The following is a 16,471-nucleotide window of genomic DNA, read 5'->3' on the forward strand; positions in this document are numbered from 1 at the left end:
TATAGTCGCGAACGCCGCCAAAAGCGGCCTGGACAGAGGAACCACGGTCAAAAACCGGCCCTGACCAACGCAATTCACCAGGACGCGAGGCCGTCCTACGGGGCTTTCGCTACGTAACGGTGGAGTTTGCAGTTGTAACAAGCGCAGGTGACATGAGGCCTGAATTACACCGCCGAGCGGAGTTTTTACTCGCCTGGCAGGCACACATTCAAGGCCAGTTCACAAAGTGCAGTCAGCTGCAGATGACCCCGAGCGAATGCTTCGGAAACAACGCCTGAATTAGCCATGATGCGTGACCTCCCCTTTCGGAGCTCACGGTAAATGCCAACCCGCTGCGGATTCTGCGCGCGGCAGCACCCGAATTATCAGGGATACGTGTAGGGTGGAGATGCACAACCGCTGGACTGTGTAGCAATAGGCTTTATCAAGACGCTTCATCTCGTCCACAGCCGCTGGTTGATTCCTCCTCCTGACTGAGTGCTTAAGTAGCCACAGCAAGCAGGACGCGTACGTCGCTATATCGGCCCAATTGGCCGCATATCGCTGGACACGGGAATGGCCAACCACTCCCGACGCACCTGACACCGACCGTGAGAAGTCGTGTGTGCCGAACGCCGTTTCCGGCAGCCCGGAAACCGACGGTACTACATGAAAAGAATGCTGATTAACGCAACTCAACCCGAAGAGTTGCGTGTTGCACTGGTAGATGGCCAACGCCTCTACGACCTGGACATCGAATCCGGTGCACGCGAGCAGAAGAAGGCCAACATCTATAAAGGCCGCATCACTCGCATCGAACCAAGCCTTGAGGCTGCCTTTGTCGATTTCGGCTCCGAGCGCCACGGCTTCCTGCCCCTCAAAGAAATCTCCCGCGAATACTTCAAGAAAGCTCCTGAAGGCCGCGTCAACATCAAGGACGTCCTGAGCGAAGGCCAGGAAGTCATCGTTCAGGTCGAAAAAGAAGAACGTGGCAACAAGGGCGCAGCCCTGACCACCTTCATCAGCCTGGCCGGTCGTTACCTCGTGCTGATGCCGAACAACCCGCGTGCCGGCGGCATCTCCCGTCGCATCGAAGGCGAAGAGCGCAACGAACTGCGTGAAGCGCTGAACGGCCTGGTTGCACCGGCCGACATGGGTCTGATCGTGCGCACTGCCGGCCTGGGCCGCAGCAGCGAAGAAATGCAGTGGGACCTCGACTACCTGCTGCAACTGTGGACCGCCATCAAAGAAGCCTCGCTGGATCGCTCCGCGCCTTTCCTGATCTACCAGGAAAGCAACGTGATCATCCGCGCGATCCGCGATTACCTGCGCCAGGACATCGGCGAAGTGCTGATCGACAGCGTTGAAGCCCAGGACGAAGCCCTGACCTTCATCCGCCAGGTGATGCCGCAGTACGCCAGCAAGATCAAGCTGTACGAAGACAGCGTGCCGCTGTTCAACCGTTTCCAGATCGAAAGCCAGATCGAGACCGCTTTCCAGCGCGTCGTTGAACTGCCTTCCGGCGGCTCCATCGTCATCGATCCGACCGAAGCCCTGGTGTCCATCGACATCAACTCGGCGCGCGCCACCAAAGGCAGCGACATCGAAGAAACCGCTCTGCAGACCAACCTTGAAGCCGCCGAAGAAATCGCCCGTCAGTTGCGCCTGCGCGACATCGGCGGCCTGATCGTCATCGACTTCATCGACATGACCCCTGCCAAGAACCAGCGCGCCGTGGAAGAGAAAGTCCGCGAATGCCTGGAAGCCGACCGTGCTCGCGTGCAGATCGGCCGCATCTCGCGCTTCGGCCTGCTGGAAATGTCCCGTCAGCGCCTGCGTCCGTCGCTGGGCGAAAGCAGCGGCATCGTCTGCCCGCGTTGCAACGGCACCGGCATCATCCGCGACGTTGAATCGCTGTCGCTGGCGATCCTGCGCCTGATCGAAGAAGAAGCTCTGAAAGACCGCACTGCCGAAGTGCGCGCTCAGGTGCCAATCCCGGTCGCCGCGTTCCTGCTCAACGAAAAACGCAACTCGATCACCAAGATCGAACTGCGCACCCGTGCCCGCATCATCATTCTGCCGAACGACCACCTCGAAACCCCGCATTTCGAAGTTCAGCGTCTGCGTGACGACAGCCCGGAAGCCGCGACCAACCAGTCCAGCTACGAAATCGCTGCTGCCGCTGCTGAAGTCGAAGAAGTTCAGCCAGCCGCTGCGACCCGCACCCTGGTTCGCCAGGAAGCAGCCGTTAAAACTGCACCGGCCCGTGCCAACGCTCCGGTTCCGACCGAAGCCGCCGCGCCTGCCGCTCCAGCACCGGCCCCGGTTACCGCGCCAGAGCCAAGCCTGTTCAAAGGCCTGGTGAAATCGCTGGTCAGCCTGTTCGCCACCAAAGAAGAGCCAGCCGCTCCGGTTGTGGTTGAAAAACCAGCCGCCGAACGTCCGGCCCGCAACGAAGAGCGTCGCAACGGTCGTCAGCAGAGCCGCAACCGTAACGGTCGCCGCGATGAAGAACGCAAGCCGCGCGAAGAACGTGCCCCACGTGAAGAACGTGCCCCACGTGAAGAACGTGCGCCACGCGAAGAGCGCGCGCCACGTGAAGCCCGTGAAGTCCGCGAGCCTCGTGAAGCCCGTACCGAAGCGCCAGTTGCCCGTGAAGAACGCGCTCCTCGTGCTCCGCGTGAAGAACGTGCTCCACGTGCACCGCGTGAAGACCGCAAGCCACGTGGCGAGCGTGAAGAACGTGTACGTGAACTGCGCGAGCCTCTGGACGCCACTCCAGTGGCTGAAGCTACCGCAGCCGTTGTCGCTGAAGAGCGTCCGGCCCGTCAGCCACGTGAAGAACGCGCACCGCGTCCGCCGCGTGAAGAGCGTCAGCCACGCGCCGAACAGGCCGCTGCTGCCGTCGCTGAAGAAGAAGTGAACAGCAACGAAGAGCAACTGCCGGAAGACGGTTCGGAGAACGCCGAAGGCGATCGTCCACGTCGTCGTTCGCGCGGTCAGCGTCGTCGCAGCAACCGTCGTGAGCGTCAGCGTGATGCCAACGGTAACGTGATAGAAGGTTCGGAAGAATCCGAAGCCGGCGAAAACGCTGAAGAGCCAAGCACCGCCGATCTGGCCGCAGGCCTGGCTGTTACCGCAGCCGTTGCCAGCACCGTGATCAGTGCTCCGGCGGAAGCCCAAGCCCACGAGCAAGCTGAACTCGCCACCGCCACTGTGCAGGAAACTGCTCCAGTGGAAGCGCCAGTTGTTGAAGCGACTACGCCAGTGGAAGTGATTGCTGCTCCGGAAGTCGAAGTGGCACCGGTTCAGGAAACCCTGCCTCAGGTAGAGCCAGCTCCAGCCGTGGTTGCCGAGCCGGTGGTTGAAACCGTCGCTGAAACCGTGACCGAAACCGTGCGTGAAGTTCGCGAAGAGCAGACCGCTTTCAACTGGGTCGCCGAGCCGGCTGTTGCTGAAACACCAGCGCCAGTGGTTGAGGCACCGGTTGTTGAAGCGCCAGTGTTCGAAACCCCGGTGGTTGAAGCTCCTGTGGTTGAAGAGAGCAAAGTTGCCGAGCCAGTGGTCGTTGCTGAACCAGCACCGGTTGTCGAAGCACCTGTCGTTGCCGAAGCGCCAGCTCCAGTGGTTGAAGCACCGGCTCCGGTCAGCGCCCTGACACCAAGCGGCCGCGCGCCGAACGACCCACGTGAAGTGCGTCGTCGCAAGCGTGAAGAAGAGCGTCTGCAGAAGGAAGCCGAACTGGCTGCCGCTGCTGCTCCGGTTGCTGAAGTGGTCGAGGCAGCGCCTGCCCCGGTCGCTGAAGAAGCGGTTGTCGAAGCGGTGATCGCTGAAGCACCACGCTCCGTTCAGGACGCGGTCGAGCAGCACCAGGAAGCCGAGGAAAAAGAACACGAGCCTAAACCACTCGTGTAATTTCCAAAGCCAATAAAGAGCCCCGCCCGGTGAAAACCTGGCGGGGCTTTTTTATGCCTCGATTTTTTGTGGTGGACTCTAGATCCAACCCCCTCGCCCCCAGCCTTTTCACCAAGGGACGAGGGGGAAAGGGCGCCGATTTGCGCGGTTTTCAGATATTGAGTTCAACTGGATATTTCAGGTCGATGTACCTCGAAAGAACACCTAGATCAGTCCCCTCTCCCTCTGGGCGGTCCGACGTTTCGGGAGGGCTAGGGTGAGGGGCTCTTAGGAATTTACGCAGCTCTCAAGACGAAGCAAAAACCAAAGCCTCAGGCACATCGATATCCCAAAGCACTCCAGGATCATCCACCGCCACTTCCACCAACCTGCCCTGCTTGAACAACGGCCGAGCCCCTCGATCGCCACTCAAAGCCTGCAACCCCGCACCAAACGAACGCCCAAACCCCACTGGATGGCCAAACTCGCCATCCTGCACCGGCACGCTCACCGCATCGTCGGCAATCGCCGCAACGACTCGTTCAATACTCGACGGCAAGATAAACGGCATATCCCCCAACACAATCAACCAGCCATCCGCCTCCGGGCACGCCGCGACGCCAGCGGCAATGCTGTCACCCATTCCGGTCGATTCGATCGAGACCACCTCACAGCCGTAAGCCTGGGCCATGCGCATTGCCTGCGGCCGCGCCTCAGTCGTCACCATGACGCGCTTATCAAGACCGGCCGGCAGATTCACCAACACCTGCTCGATCACCGAACGCACCGCACCATCACGCCCGGTGCAGTCCGCCAGCAACTTGTCCTTGTCCGCACCCGCCACCTGGCGAAAGCGACTGCCCTCGCCCGCTGCCAGCACAATCACTGCAATGGATCGACTCATGCGCCCTCCAGTGTTTTCTTCTGCTTCAACTCGACACCGTTCTTGATCGCGACGATTTCTGCCAACAAGGACAAGGCAATTTCCGCCGGTGAATGACTGCCGATGTGCAGACCGATCGGCCCGTGCAGTCGATCGATCGCCTGTACCGACAAGCCTAGCTGAGCGAGATTCTCCCGACGCTTCTGACTGTTGACCCGAGAGCCGAGCGCGCCAACATAGAAGGCTGGCGAATCCAGCGCCGTGAGCAACGCCATATCATCCAGACGCGGATCATGAGTCAGCGCGACAATCGCCGTGCGCTCATCGGTCTGGATGCTCAGCACCGCGTCATCCGGCATGCCCGGGACGAAACGCCCGTGGTGCTCTTCCCAACCGTAGACAAACTCGGTACGCGGATCGCAAATCAGCACCTCGAAATCCAGCAGCCGCGCCATGTCCGCGACGTAGCGCGACAACTGTCCGGCGCCGATCAACAACAATCGCCAACGCGGGCCGTAGATGGCTCGCAGGTTTTTGCCGTCGAACGCCAGCGAATCAGACTTGCTCGCCGCCGACAGCAACACTTCACCGGTTTCAATGTTCAGCTCACGGGCGACGATCTCGTGCGCTTCACAACGCGCGAGCAATTCGGCAACCCACGCAGGATCGCCAACCCGCTCTCCGGTCAGGCGCAACGTACCGCCACAAGGCAATCCGAAGCGCGCCGCCTCCTCTCGCGTGACGCCATAAGTGATCAACTGCACCGGCGGCCCATCGCTGGCGATGCGGCCGTCGTGCAAACGGGCAATCAAGTCATCCTCGACGCACCCGCCCGACACCGAACCGATCACCACGCCATCCTCGCGCAACGCCAACATCGCGCCGGGAGCGCGAGGCGCCGTGCCCCAGGTCTGCACCACGCTGAACAGCACCACCCGCTGTCCCGCGCGGCGCCACTCAAGGACGCTGCGCAGGACGTTGAGGTCGACGCTGTCCATTACGCCTCTGCCTTCTGCCAGCCCTGCAACTGATAGCGCACCGGCAGGTTGCGAATACGCTTGCCGGTGGCGGCGAAAATCGCGTTGCACAGCGCCGGGGCAATCGGCGGTACGCCCGGTTCGCCGACACCGCCCAACGGCACGTCGCCCGGTGGCGTTACCAGATGCACGGCAACTTCCTTCGGCGCCAGCGACATGCGCGCCACTTCGTACATATGGAAGTTGTCCTGCTGGACCTTGCCGTCCTTGAAGCTGATTTCGCCCAGTACTGCGTTGCCCAAGCCCATCACGCAAGCGCCTTCGAACTGCGAGCGAATACGTTCAGGGTTGATCTGCGGCCCGCAATCCACGGCAATGTCGGCCTTATGCACGATCAGCGTGCCATCGTCCTTGACCTCGACTTCGATCACCGCCGCCACATAGGTGACGAAGCTGTAATGCACCGCCAGACCGAGACCACGCCCCTTCGGCAGTTTGCGCCCCCAACCGGCAGCTTTCGCGGCGGTTTCCAGCACGGCGCGCATGCGTCCGGTATCGATCGGATAACGCTCGGGAGACTCACCGTAGTTCCACTCTTCGCTCAAGGTACGCGGGTCGATCTGCCGATCCGCACCGAGCAGTTTGATCTGGTACTTGAGCGGATCTTCGCCGGCCTTGTGCGCCAACTCATCGACGAAGCTCTGAATTGCGAAACCATGGGGAATGTTCGACACCGAGCGATACCAGCCGACTCGCGTGTGCACGGTGGCTTCGGGGTTTTCCAGGCGCACGTTAGGAATGGCGTAGGCCATGTTGGTGAAACCCATGCCCAGTTCGAACGCGGCTTCATGGTTCATCCCCGGCGCGAACAGCGCGGTGATGCTCGGTGCCACGGTGCGATGCAGCCAACCGGACGGCATGCCGTCCTTGCCCACGCCCGCCTTTAGATACTCGGCGGACACGGTGTGGAAATAGGAGTTGTGGATGTCATCTTCACGCGTCCACTGCACCCGCACTGCTTTACCGGGAAACTCCTTGGCGAGGATCGCCGCCTCAACAACGAAGTCCGGCTTGGATTTGCGCCCGAAACCGCCGCCGAGCAGTGTGACATTAAAGGTGACATTGTCGAACGGCAGACCAAGGCGCTCGCCGATTCGTTCGCGGGTAACTTGCGGCGCCTGACTTGGCGCCCATGCCTCGCAAACCCCGTCCTGGTAACGGGCGATGGCGACCATCGGTTCCATCGGCGCCTGCGCCAGATGCGGCAGATAGTAAGAAGCTTCAAGGGTGCTGGCCGCGCCACTCAACGCCTTGTCGATATCGCCAGTGTTGCTCACCACTTTGCCGGGTTTCAGCGAGGCGGCTTCGAGTTCCTTGCGATAGGCAATCGAGTCGTAACTGGCATTCGGGCCATCGTCCCACTCGATTTTCAAAGCTTCGCGGCCCTTGATCGCTGCCCAGGTATTGCTGGCCACGACAGCCACGCCGCCTAACGGCTGAAATTCCGAAGGCAGCGGACGCCCTTCAATCTGCATCACTTTGAGCACGCCGGGGACTTTCAGCGCCGCGCTGTCGTCCAGCGATTTGACCTTGCCGCCGTAAACTGCCGGGCGCGCGATGGTCGCGTACAACATGCCGTCGAAATGCACGTCAGCACCGTACACCGCACGACCATTGACGATGTCGTCACCGTCGATGGCCTTGGTGCCTTCTTTGCCAATGTAGCGAAATTCCGATGGCTGCTTGAGGCGCAGGCTGTCACGCGCCGGTACTGCCAATGCGCTGGCCGCGGCGGCGAGTTCGCCATAGCCCAGCTCACGGCCGGACGGTTTGTGAATGATTTTATGCAACTGCGCGTGACATTCGCCGACCGGCACTTTCCACTGCGCAGCGGCAGCTTGCTCGAGCATGGTCCGCGCCGCCGCGCCACAACGCCGCATCGGTTCGTACCAGTGACGCATGCTGCGCGAACCGTCGGTGTCCTGGTTGCCGAAGCGCACCTCATCACCCGGCGCCTGCTGCACTTTGACGTGCGCCCAATCGGCTTCCAGCTCATCAGCGACGACCATAGTCAGACTGGTACGCACGCCCTGGCCCATTTCCGAACGGTTGCACACCACGGTGACCGTGCCGTCAGCGGCGATGCTGACGTAGACCTTCGGATCATCGATCCAGCCATTGGGCATGCCATCGGCGCCGAACTGTTTCGGCTTGTCCTCGGCCAACGCATCCTGCCAGCCCCAGCTGGCGGCCAGCACCAGTGCACCGGTAGCGCCGACGCCTTTGAGGAAACCACGACGGCTGAGATTGCTCAGGGCGAAATCATTCGGAAGGCGACTCATGCCTTGGCCTCCTTCAAGTGAGTGGAAGCCTGACGAATAGCGGTTTTGATCCGGTTATAGGTGCCGCAACGGCAAATGTTGCCGACCATGGCTTCTTCGATCTGCTCGTCGCTCGGATTCGGGTTGGTCTTGAGCAACGCCGTGGCCGACATGATCTGCCCACCCTGACAGAAACCGCATTGAGCCACAGCACTGTCGAGCCAGGCTTGCTGGACCACCTGCCCGACCGGGTCAGCATGAAGATTATCGATGGTAGTAACGTTCTGCCCGACCACCGAGCCAATCGGCGTGATGCAACTGCGCGCCGGCAAGCCATCGATGTGAATGGTGCAGGCGCCACACAGGCCCATGCCGCAGCCGAATTTGGTGCCGTTGTAACCAGCAACATCGCGAATAGCCCAGAGCAGCGGCATGTCTTCCGTGACATCAAGTGAATGGTCTTGGCCATTGAGTTTCAGGGTAATCATGGGCACGCCCGCATATTTTTAGTGGTTATCGGGTCGAGCAATCTGCCGCCGTTGAATCGGCGGTGGTTCACGCAGATCGACTCAGGCTAATCAGGCTCTCTTGTGCCGACGCGAACGTCTGCACCGGGCCTTTTGTGAAGCAAATGACGGTTATCGTTAGCTCGCTAAGTTAACCCAACATTAACGAAAAAGCCCTGCTGAGACAGGGCTTTTCAGTTACGAGCTTTTAGCTACAAGCTGCAAGTAAAAGCAGTAGCTGGCTCACCATCAAGATTGTAGCTTGCCGCTAAAAACTTGAAGCTCGCAGCTGCACTAATAGCGATTGGGCTCCATTTCCAGCTCGACATTGAAACGTTCGGCAATGTCTTTCTGGATGCGTTGCGCCAGATCGAGCAGTTGCAGCCCGGTTGCCGCGCCGTAGTTGACCAGCACCAACGCCTGCAATTTATGCACGCCGGCATCTGCCTCACGGAAACCTTTCCAGCCAGCGCGCTCGATCAACCAGCCCGCGGCCAGTTTCATCTGCCCGTCCGGTTGCGAGTAGGCGACCACATCCGGATGCTGCGCTTTGATCTGCGCGACGATGGCCGCCGACACCAGCGGATTCTTGAAGAAACTGCCGGCATTGCCGAGCACTGCCGGGTCTGGCAGTTTTTCACTGCGGATGCTGCAAATCGCGCGGCTGACATCGGTCGGCGTCGGCTGCTCGATACCTTGCTCGGTCAGGCGCTGGCGCACCGGGCCGTATTCCAGATGCAGATGTGCAACGCGATTGAGCGCGAAGCGCACCCGCAAAATCAGCCAACGTCCCGGCTGCTGCTTAAACAGACTGTCGCGGTAGGCAAAGTTGCATTCTTCTAGAGTGAAGTCGCGCAACTCGCCGGTCTGACGATCCAGCGCGGTGAGGCCGGCGAACACATCCTTGATCTCGACACCGTAAGCGCCAATGTTCTGCATCGGCGCAGCGCCGACAGTGCCGGGAATCAGACTGAGGTTTTCCAGTCCGGAAAAGCCCAGCGCCAGTGTGTGTTGGACAAACGGATGCCACGGCTCGCCCGCTTCAGCCTCAATCACCACGCGGTTGCCGTCATCACTGATGACGCGGATCCCGCGCGTTGCCATGCGCAGCACCAGCGCCGGAATATCAGCGGTCAGCAGCAAGTTACTGCCACCGCCAATCACCAGCAACGGCACGTCGTGCGCCGTGGCATACGCCAGCGCTTCACGGACATCGGCATCGCTGCGGGCTTCGGCGAACAGTTGCGCACGAACATCCACGCCAAAACTGTTGAACGACTTCAGGGAAACCTGCGGTTGCACCTGCAAACTCATAACCGGCCCTTCACTTCGATCAACAACTGGTCACACGCGGCTTCGATCAGATCCAGCACCTGCTCGAAACCCTGATCGCCGTCGTAATACGGATCCGGCACTTCATCGACCACACCGGCATAACGACGCAGAAACAGATCCAGCTCTGCTTTACCGGTAGACGGTTGCAATGCCTTGAGGTTGCGCAGGTTGCTGTTGTCCATCGCCAGAATCAGATCGTAACTGGCGAAATCGGCACGACTGACCTGTTGCGCGCGTTGCGCCGACAGGTCATAGCCGCGCACTTTGGCCGCAGCCTGGCTGCGTTTGTCCGGCGGGTTGCCGACGTGCCAGTCACCGGTGCCGGCGGAGGCCACTTCGACCTGATCCGCCAGCCCTTCTTCACGCAGTTTGTACCGCAACACGCCTTCAGCCGTGGGCGAACGGCAAATGTTGCCCAGGCACACAAACAGAACGCGCATCAGGCCCCCAGCAGGCGACGAACGCGCTCGAGGTCTTCAACCGTGTCGACGCCGGTTGGCGGCGCGATCAGCGCATCGGCGACATGAATCCGCACGCCGTGCCACAGGGCACGCAGTTGCTCGAGGGATTCAGTGTTTTCCAGCCAGCACGGGCCCCAGCTCACGAAGTCATGAAGGAAACCGGCGCGGTAGGCGTAAATGCCGATGTGACGACGGTATGGCACGCCTTCAGGCAATTGCTCGCGGCTCTTGGCGAACGCGTCGCGTGCCCACGGCAGCGTCGCGCGGCTGAAGGTCAGCGCCAGACCGTTGAGGTCGCTGACGACCTTGACCACGTTCGGATTGAACAAGGTTTCCACGTCCTCAATCGGCTCGGCCAGCGTGGCCATGCGCGCTTCAGTGTGGGCGGCCAGATTGGCGGCAACCTGATCGATCACGCTCGGCGGGATCAGCGGCTCGTCACCCTGCACATTGACCACTATCGCGTCGGGTTCAAGGCCCAGTTTCGCCGCGACTTCGGCCAGACGATCGGTGCCGGAATTGTGATCTTCACGGGTCAGCACGACTTCGGCGCCAAAGGCCTTGCAGGCCTCGACGATGCGCGCATCGTCAGTCGCAACCACCACGCGGGAGGCGCTGCTTTTGCTCGCCTGTTCCCAGACGTGCTGGATCATCGGCTTGCCGGCGATGTCCAGCAGCGGCTTGCCCGGCAAGCGGGTCGAGGCGAAACGCGACGGGATGACAACGGTGAAGGCGGTGGTCATTTATCCAGACGCTCGTCAGTGGTCAGGGTACGGGCTTCGCTTTCGAGCATCACCGGGATGCCGTCGCGGATCGGGTAGGCCAGGCCGGCGCCCTTGCTGATCAACTCGGTCTTGTCGGCGCTGAGCTTGAGCGGGCCTTTGCAGATCGGGCACGCGAGGATGTCGAGCAATTTGGTGTCCATGAACATTCCCTGATAAATGAGTTAAGGCAAAAGCCGATCGGGCAACAGGCGCATCAGCTGAGTGTCGAACCAGGCCATGAAGGCCGGCGACGGCACAGCATCGACCGCCAGATACCACCAATCGGCAGCAGCGAAGGCACGGCACTTCACCGCGTCCTTTTCGGTCATCACCAACGGCAATGACGGTGTGAAATTCAACGCCTGCACGCTGTATTCGGCGTGGTCGGCAAACGCATGGGGGATTGCTCGCCAGTCTAGCGCTTCGAGGGTATTGAAGAAACGTTGCGGATTGCCGATCCCGGCGACGGCGTGCACGGCCTGGCCAGCGGGAAAGTGGTCAAGGGGTTTACGCTCCCCGCTGCGCAGGTTGACCAGTGCAGTCGGTTGCAGACGGAAAGCGAAACCGTCGTCACGGTCTTCAGTCGCACCATTGAACAGCACACCATCAACACTTTGCAGACGTTCGATCGGTTCGCGCAACGGCCCGGCAGGCAGGCAACGCTTGTTGCCGAGGCCACGAGCGGCGTCGATCAGCACCAGCTCCAGATCACGCGCCAGGCGGTAATGCTGCATGCCGTCGTCGGAGAGGATCAGATCCAGCGGCTCATTGGCGAGCAAGGCTTTGACGGCGGCGCTGCGATCGGGGTCGATCATCAGCGGCACACCTGTGCGCTGGACGATCAACAACGGTTCATCACCGGCAATGTCCGCGGTTTGCTCGGCCTCAACGCGCCATGGCAGTTGCGGCGGTTTGGCACCGTAGCCACGGCTGACCACGCCGACGCGCAAACCGCTACGCCGGCAATGTTCGATCAACCACAGAATCATCGGCGTCTTGCCGGTGCCACCCACGGTGATGTTGCCGACCACGATCAACGGCACGGGCGATTGATAGATCTCACCCTCACCGCTGAGAAAGCGCTGACGCTTGTTGATCACCACACGGCGATACAACATTTCCAGCGGCCGCAGCAGCGCCAGGGCCGGGTGCCCCTGATACCACGCGGCGAGAAAGCGATCGGACAGGCTCATCAGGATTTGGGCGCCGCCTCGACCGTGGTCATGCGCAGATGGCTGAAACCGAGCTTGCCGGCCGCGTCCATGGCGGTGATCACGGATTGATGCTGAGTCTTGCCGTCAGCACTGATCGACAACGGCATGTTGGTGTCGCCGTTGGACTCTTTCTGCATGGCTTCCATCAGGGTCGCCAGATCATTTTTCGGCAGAATCTTGTTGTTCACCGAAAAAACGCCTTCGGCGCTGATAGCCACGTCGATCTGCTTGAGCTGCTGATCTTCGGCCGGTGACCCGCTGACCGCTTCCGGCAGGTCGACGCGCAACTGGGTTTCACGGGTAAACGTGGTGGTCACGACGAAAAACAGCAGCAGAATGAACACCACGTCGATCAGCGACGCGAGGTTGATATCGATGGTTTCCCGAGGCTTGCGACGGAATTTCACGCGCGGCCCTCGGCCAGGTCGACGTCACGATCGCCCTGCACCACTTCAACCAGTTTGATCGCTTCCTGTTCCATGCCCACCACCAGCTCATCGATACGGCGTTGCAGGAACCGGTGGAAGAACACCGCCGGAATACCGACCATCAGGCCTGCCGCAGTGGTGATCAATGCTTTGGAAATACCACCGGCCAATACCGAGGCGTTGGTGGTCATGCCTGAGCCAGTGAAGGCACTGAAAATGTCGATCATGCCTAACACGGTGCCCAGCAGACCGAGCAACGGCGACATGGCGGCAATCGTGCCCAGCGCATTAACGTAGCGCTCGAGTTCGTGAATGACCCGGGCGGCGGCCTCTTCAATGCACTCTTTCATGATCTCGCGACCATGCTTGGAGTTGGCCAGACCGGCAGCGAGGATTTCCCCCAGCGGCGAATTGGCGCGCAATTCCTTGAGTTTTTCTTTATTGAGCTGCTTGTCCTTGATCCAGACCCAGACCTGGCCCAGCAGATGCTCGGGGGTGACGCGACTGGCGCGCAGGGTCCACAGGCGTTCGGCGACGATCGCCATGGCCGCGATGGAGCTCAGAATGATCGGCAACATCATCCAGCCGCCGGATTTGACCAATTCCCACACAGTGACAGTCCCCTCGAAAAAGTGCGCCACTTTACCATACCGATTCACGATTAAGACCCGCCGCCCCGACGACCGTGATGTGCCATCCATGCTGGCACCGATCAACGGGCGAGCGCAGGCGTATCACGCCAGAAACGCCGCTGATGACGCATCGTCCACGGCGGTTTGAAGCGGCCCAGTTGCAGATGAATGGCGCCCTGTTCGGCGCTGTCGTAAATGCGCAGGCCTTGTTTGCGATAACGCGCCAGTACGGTCGGATGTGGATGGCCGAAAGAGTTGCCCTGTCCGCGAGAAATCAACACGGCTTCAGGTTGCAGCACCTTGAGCAGCGCCATTGACGATGAACTGCGGCTGCCATGGTGAGGCGATTGCAGCCATTGCGTCGGGACCGCCAGTGGACTGTCGAGTAATACGCGTTCGGCGTGGGTGTCGATATCGCCGGTCAGCAACAGGCGCTCGCCATTGGCCTCGATCTGCAACACGCAGGAACGCTGATTGCTGTCGCCGGCGTCCGCCCACTGCCAGAGTTGAAAACGCACGCCGTCCCACTGCCATTGCCGGCCGCTTTCGCAGGCCTCGGCGCTCAACTGCGCGGGCAGCCCCGCCGGGTCGCCGCTGATCACTTGATCGACGGTCAAACCACGAGTGATCGCCAAAGCACCGCCAGCGTGATCGGCGTCCGCATGGCTAAGCAGCATCAGATCAAGGTTTCTCACGCTGAGTTTGCGCAATGCAGGCAGCACCACCCGCTCACCGAGATCGAAATCGCCAAAGCGTGGCCCCGCGTCATACAGCAGCGCGTGATGACGCGTGCGGATCAGGATGGCCAGGCCTTGGCCGACATCGAGTTGCCAGATCTCGGCCAGCCCTTCATCCAGACGCTCGCGGGGTGGCACGACCAGCAGCAATAGCAATGGCCAGCCCAGTGCACGCATCGGCACGCCGCGCGGCAACAGCAACAACACGGCGCCGAGGCCGCCAATGGCCCAGACCCAAGTGGGTACCGAGGGTGCGATCCACGCCGGCCAATGCCCGGCAATCATTGCCAGCGCGCGAAACAGTACGTCGATCAAACCGCCGGCCAGCCACAGCAGGCCGGCGCCAACATAAGGGACAGGCAACAACACCGTCCCCAGTAGCGCTGGCGGTAACACCACCAGACTGACCCAGGGCACTGCGAGCAGATTGGCCAGCGGCCCGCTGAGACTGACCGGCAGGTTCAGTGCCAGCAAAACCGGGCACAAACCAATCGCAATCAACCATTGCGCCCGCGTCCAGGTCTGCCACCAGCGCCACGGACCCAAACGACCGCCAAAGGTGAAAATCAACACCGCCACCGCCGCAAACGACAGCCACAAACCCGGACGCAAACTGGCGAGCGGATCCAGCAACAGCACACCATTGAACGCCAGCAGCAACGGCCACCATGCCCCCAGATGGCGAAAGCGCAGGCGCCACAACAGCACCAGCCCGACCATCACGCAGGCCCGCTGCACCGGCACATCGAACCCGGCAAGCAGCCCATAACCAAACGCTGCCGCGAACGCCAGCCCACAGGCCCATGGCAGCCACGGCCAACGCAATGGCCACAGGCCAAATCGCGCCAACCCTGCGACCAGCCAATACATCACCGCCGCCAGCAAGCCGATGTGCTGACCGGAAATCACCAACAAGTGCACGGTGCCGGTGTCCTGCAAAATCTGCCAATCCTCACGACTGAGCCCGGACCCATCGCCCAACACCAACGCGGCCAGAGCACCGGTCCGACCGTGCGCATCCACTGCAAGCAGGCGCTGACGAATGCTGTCGCGCCAGGCCCAACGCGCTTCGCTCAGGCGTTGACCGTCCTTGATCGTGCCCGTCGCACCGACGCGTTGCGCCAGCAGCCAAGCCTCGTAATCGAACGCATCCGGATTGAGCAAACCAGCGGGGCGCTTGAGTTTGACTGCCAATCGCCAGCGCTCGCCACTGTTGACCGGCGGCCCGGCGTACCAGGCGAGGCGCATCAGCGATGGCAGCTTTTCATGACGCGAGCGCGCATCCGCCAACTCGAAACGCACCACACCCTCGGCGCTCTGCGGCAAGCCGATGACCCGTCCTTCGAGCCAGCGGGTTTCGCCATCCAGTTCAGTCGGCAAACGATCATTCAACGCCCACTGCGCGCTGACACAGGACCACGTAAAACCCAACAGCAAAAACGCCAACGGATAGCTGCGAAACGGCAGCAGCATCAAAGCAGCCACCGGCAGCAACAGCATCAACCAGACCGGCGGTAATGCCGGCATAAAAACCGGGGCCAGCAGACCAACTGCCAGCGCCATCATCCCTGTGCGCATAAGCCCGTCCTTGAGAGTCCCGCACTTAGGCATAGCGGGTGTCGGGCACAGGCGTCGTCAACAATTGTCACAAAGTCTGAATGGGCGCTTCGTAGAATCCAGACATACTTGCCGCCTTAACCGACCGAGAAGCCTTATGCCCCGGCGCTTATTCAAACGTTACATGCCCGACCCGACGAGCATCAGGGAACACAAATCCTTACGCTTTCTCGGCAAGTTGCTGCATGACCCGAATCTCTGGCACCTCAATCGCCACTCGGTCGCCCGGGCGATGGCGGTCGGCCTGTTTGCTGCGTTCCTGCCGATTCCGGCGCAGATGCTGGTGGCCGCCGCCCTCGCCGTCATGGTGCGGGGGAACATGCCGATTGCGGTCAGCCTGGTGTGGCTGACCAATCCGATCACCATGCCGGCGGTGTTCTTCTGTACGTATCAGGCTGGGGCGTTTTTGATGGACGTGCCTGCCCGGCATCTTCCGGATGAGCTGACCTGGGAATGGATCAGCGGCGAGTTGTCGACGTTGTGGCAGCCGTTCTTGCTCGGTTCGGTAGTGGTAGGGCTGGTGCTTGGCGCCCTCGCCTATTGCCTGGTGATGATGTATTGGCGTTGGTGGGTCGCGCGGCAATGGGCGCGGCGCAAGAAAAGCCGCATGCGCTGAATGCAAAACGGCCTCCGCAGTGGGAGGCCGTTTTGATTTGTGGCGTCTGGATTGGCCCTATCGCGAGCAGGCTCACTCCTACATTGGAATGCGTTCCCCTGTAGGAG

Annotated in this window: 14 protein-coding genes; 2 read left to right on the forward strand and 12 right to left on the reverse strand. The window is 61.0% G+C overall.

Annotated features, from left to right (window positions below; all coding sequences use genetic code 11):
• Positions 1-648: 648 nt before the first annotated feature.
• Entirely contained in the window at positions 649-3,894 is a 3,246-nt protein-coding gene (gene rne / locus PspR84_RS21165) for a ribonuclease E (protein WP_160059016.1), read from the forward strand.
• 286 nt (positions 3,895-4,180) lie between these two features.
• Here the strand turns inward: rne and PspR84_RS21170 are convergent, their stop codons facing one another.
• The 12 genes from PspR84_RS21170 to PspR84_RS21225 form a co-directional block, all read right to left on the reverse strand.
• On the reverse strand, positions 4,181-4,777 hold the full coding sequence (locus PspR84_RS21170; protein WP_160059017.1) for a nucleotidyltransferase family protein: 597 nt from the start codon (positions 4,775-4,777) through the stop codon (positions 4,181-4,183).
• Positions 4,774-5,754 (reverse strand): XdhC family protein, encoded by a 981-nt coding sequence (locus PspR84_RS21175; RefSeq protein WP_160059018.1) that lies wholly within the window; start codon positions 5,752-5,754, stop codon positions 4,774-4,776. The genes PspR84_RS21170 and PspR84_RS21175 overlap by 4 nt, the downstream gene beginning before the upstream one ends.
• On the reverse strand, positions 5,754-8,075 hold the full coding sequence (locus PspR84_RS21180; protein ID WP_160059019.1) for a xanthine dehydrogenase family protein molybdopterin-binding subunit: 2,322 nt from the start codon (positions 8,073-8,075) through the stop codon (positions 5,754-5,756). Before PspR84_RS21180 ends, PspR84_RS21175 begins: the two co-directional genes overlap by 1 nt.
• The gene (locus tag PspR84_RS21185) at positions 8,072-8,542 is read right to left on the reverse strand and encodes a (2Fe-2S)-binding protein (RefSeq protein WP_034155364.1); all 471 of its coding nucleotides are present in this window, start codon (positions 8,540-8,542) and stop codon (positions 8,072-8,074) included. The genes PspR84_RS21180 and PspR84_RS21185 overlap by 4 nt, the downstream gene beginning before the upstream one ends.
• Positions 8,543-8,854: 312 nt before the next feature.
• Positions 8,855-9,874, reverse strand: coding sequence for a UDP-N-acetylmuramate dehydrogenase (gene murB, locus PspR84_RS21190; RefSeq protein WP_160059020.1), 1,020 nt, complete (start codon positions 9,872-9,874; stop codon positions 8,855-8,857).
• Positions 9,871-10,335, reverse strand: coding sequence for a low molecular weight protein-tyrosine-phosphatase (locus PspR84_RS21195; RefSeq protein ID WP_160059021.1), 465 nt, complete (start codon positions 10,333-10,335; stop codon positions 9,871-9,873). The genes murB and PspR84_RS21195 overlap by 4 nt, the downstream gene beginning before the upstream one ends.
• Complete coding sequence (gene kdsB / locus PspR84_RS21200; RefSeq protein WP_160059022.1) at positions 10,335-11,099, reverse strand: 3-deoxy-manno-octulosonate cytidylyltransferase; 765 nt, start codon at positions 11,097-11,099, stop codon at positions 10,335-10,337. The genes PspR84_RS21195 and kdsB overlap by 1 nt, the downstream gene beginning before the upstream one ends.
• Positions 11,096-11,281: a Trm112 family protein gene (locus PspR84_RS21205; protein WP_003174668.1), complete on the reverse strand. Its 186-nt coding sequence runs from the start codon at positions 11,279-11,281 to the stop codon at positions 11,096-11,098. The genes kdsB and PspR84_RS21205 overlap by 4 nt, the downstream gene beginning before the upstream one ends.
• A gap of 21 nt (positions 11,282-11,302) precedes the next feature.
• Complete coding sequence (gene lpxK / locus PspR84_RS21210) at positions 11,303-12,313, reverse strand: tetraacyldisaccharide 4'-kinase (RefSeq protein ID WP_160059023.1); 1,011 nt, start codon at positions 12,311-12,313, stop codon at positions 11,303-11,305.
• Entirely contained in the window at positions 12,313-12,741 is a 429-nt protein-coding gene (locus tag PspR84_RS21215) for a biopolymer transporter ExbD (protein WP_007908223.1), read from the reverse strand. The genes lpxK and PspR84_RS21215 overlap by 1 nt, the downstream gene beginning before the upstream one ends.
• A complete protein-coding gene (locus PspR84_RS21220) occupies positions 12,738-13,373 on the reverse strand; it encodes a MotA/TolQ/ExbB proton channel family protein (RefSeq protein WP_007908216.1) in 636 nt (211 codons plus the stop codon). Before PspR84_RS21220 ends, PspR84_RS21215 begins: the two co-directional genes overlap by 4 nt.
• 101 nt (positions 13,374-13,474) lie before the next feature.
• Complete coding sequence (locus tag PspR84_RS21225) at positions 13,475-15,709, reverse strand: DNA internalization-related competence protein ComEC/Rec2 (protein ID WP_160059024.1); 2,235 nt, start codon at positions 15,707-15,709, stop codon at positions 13,475-13,477.
• 136 nt (positions 15,710-15,845) lie between these two features.
• Between PspR84_RS21225 and PspR84_RS21230 the strand changes: the two genes are divergently transcribed.
• Positions 15,846-16,364 (forward strand): DUF2062 domain-containing protein, encoded by a 519-nt coding sequence (locus PspR84_RS21230; RefSeq protein WP_007908202.1) that lies wholly within the window; start codon positions 15,846-15,848, stop codon positions 16,362-16,364.
• The last annotated feature ends 107 nt before the right edge of the window (positions 16,365-16,471 follow it).

Source organism: Pseudomonas sp. R84 (assembly GCF_009834515.1).
Classification (GTDB): domain Bacteria; phylum Pseudomonadota; class Gammaproteobacteria; order Pseudomonadales; family Pseudomonadaceae; genus Aquipseudomonas.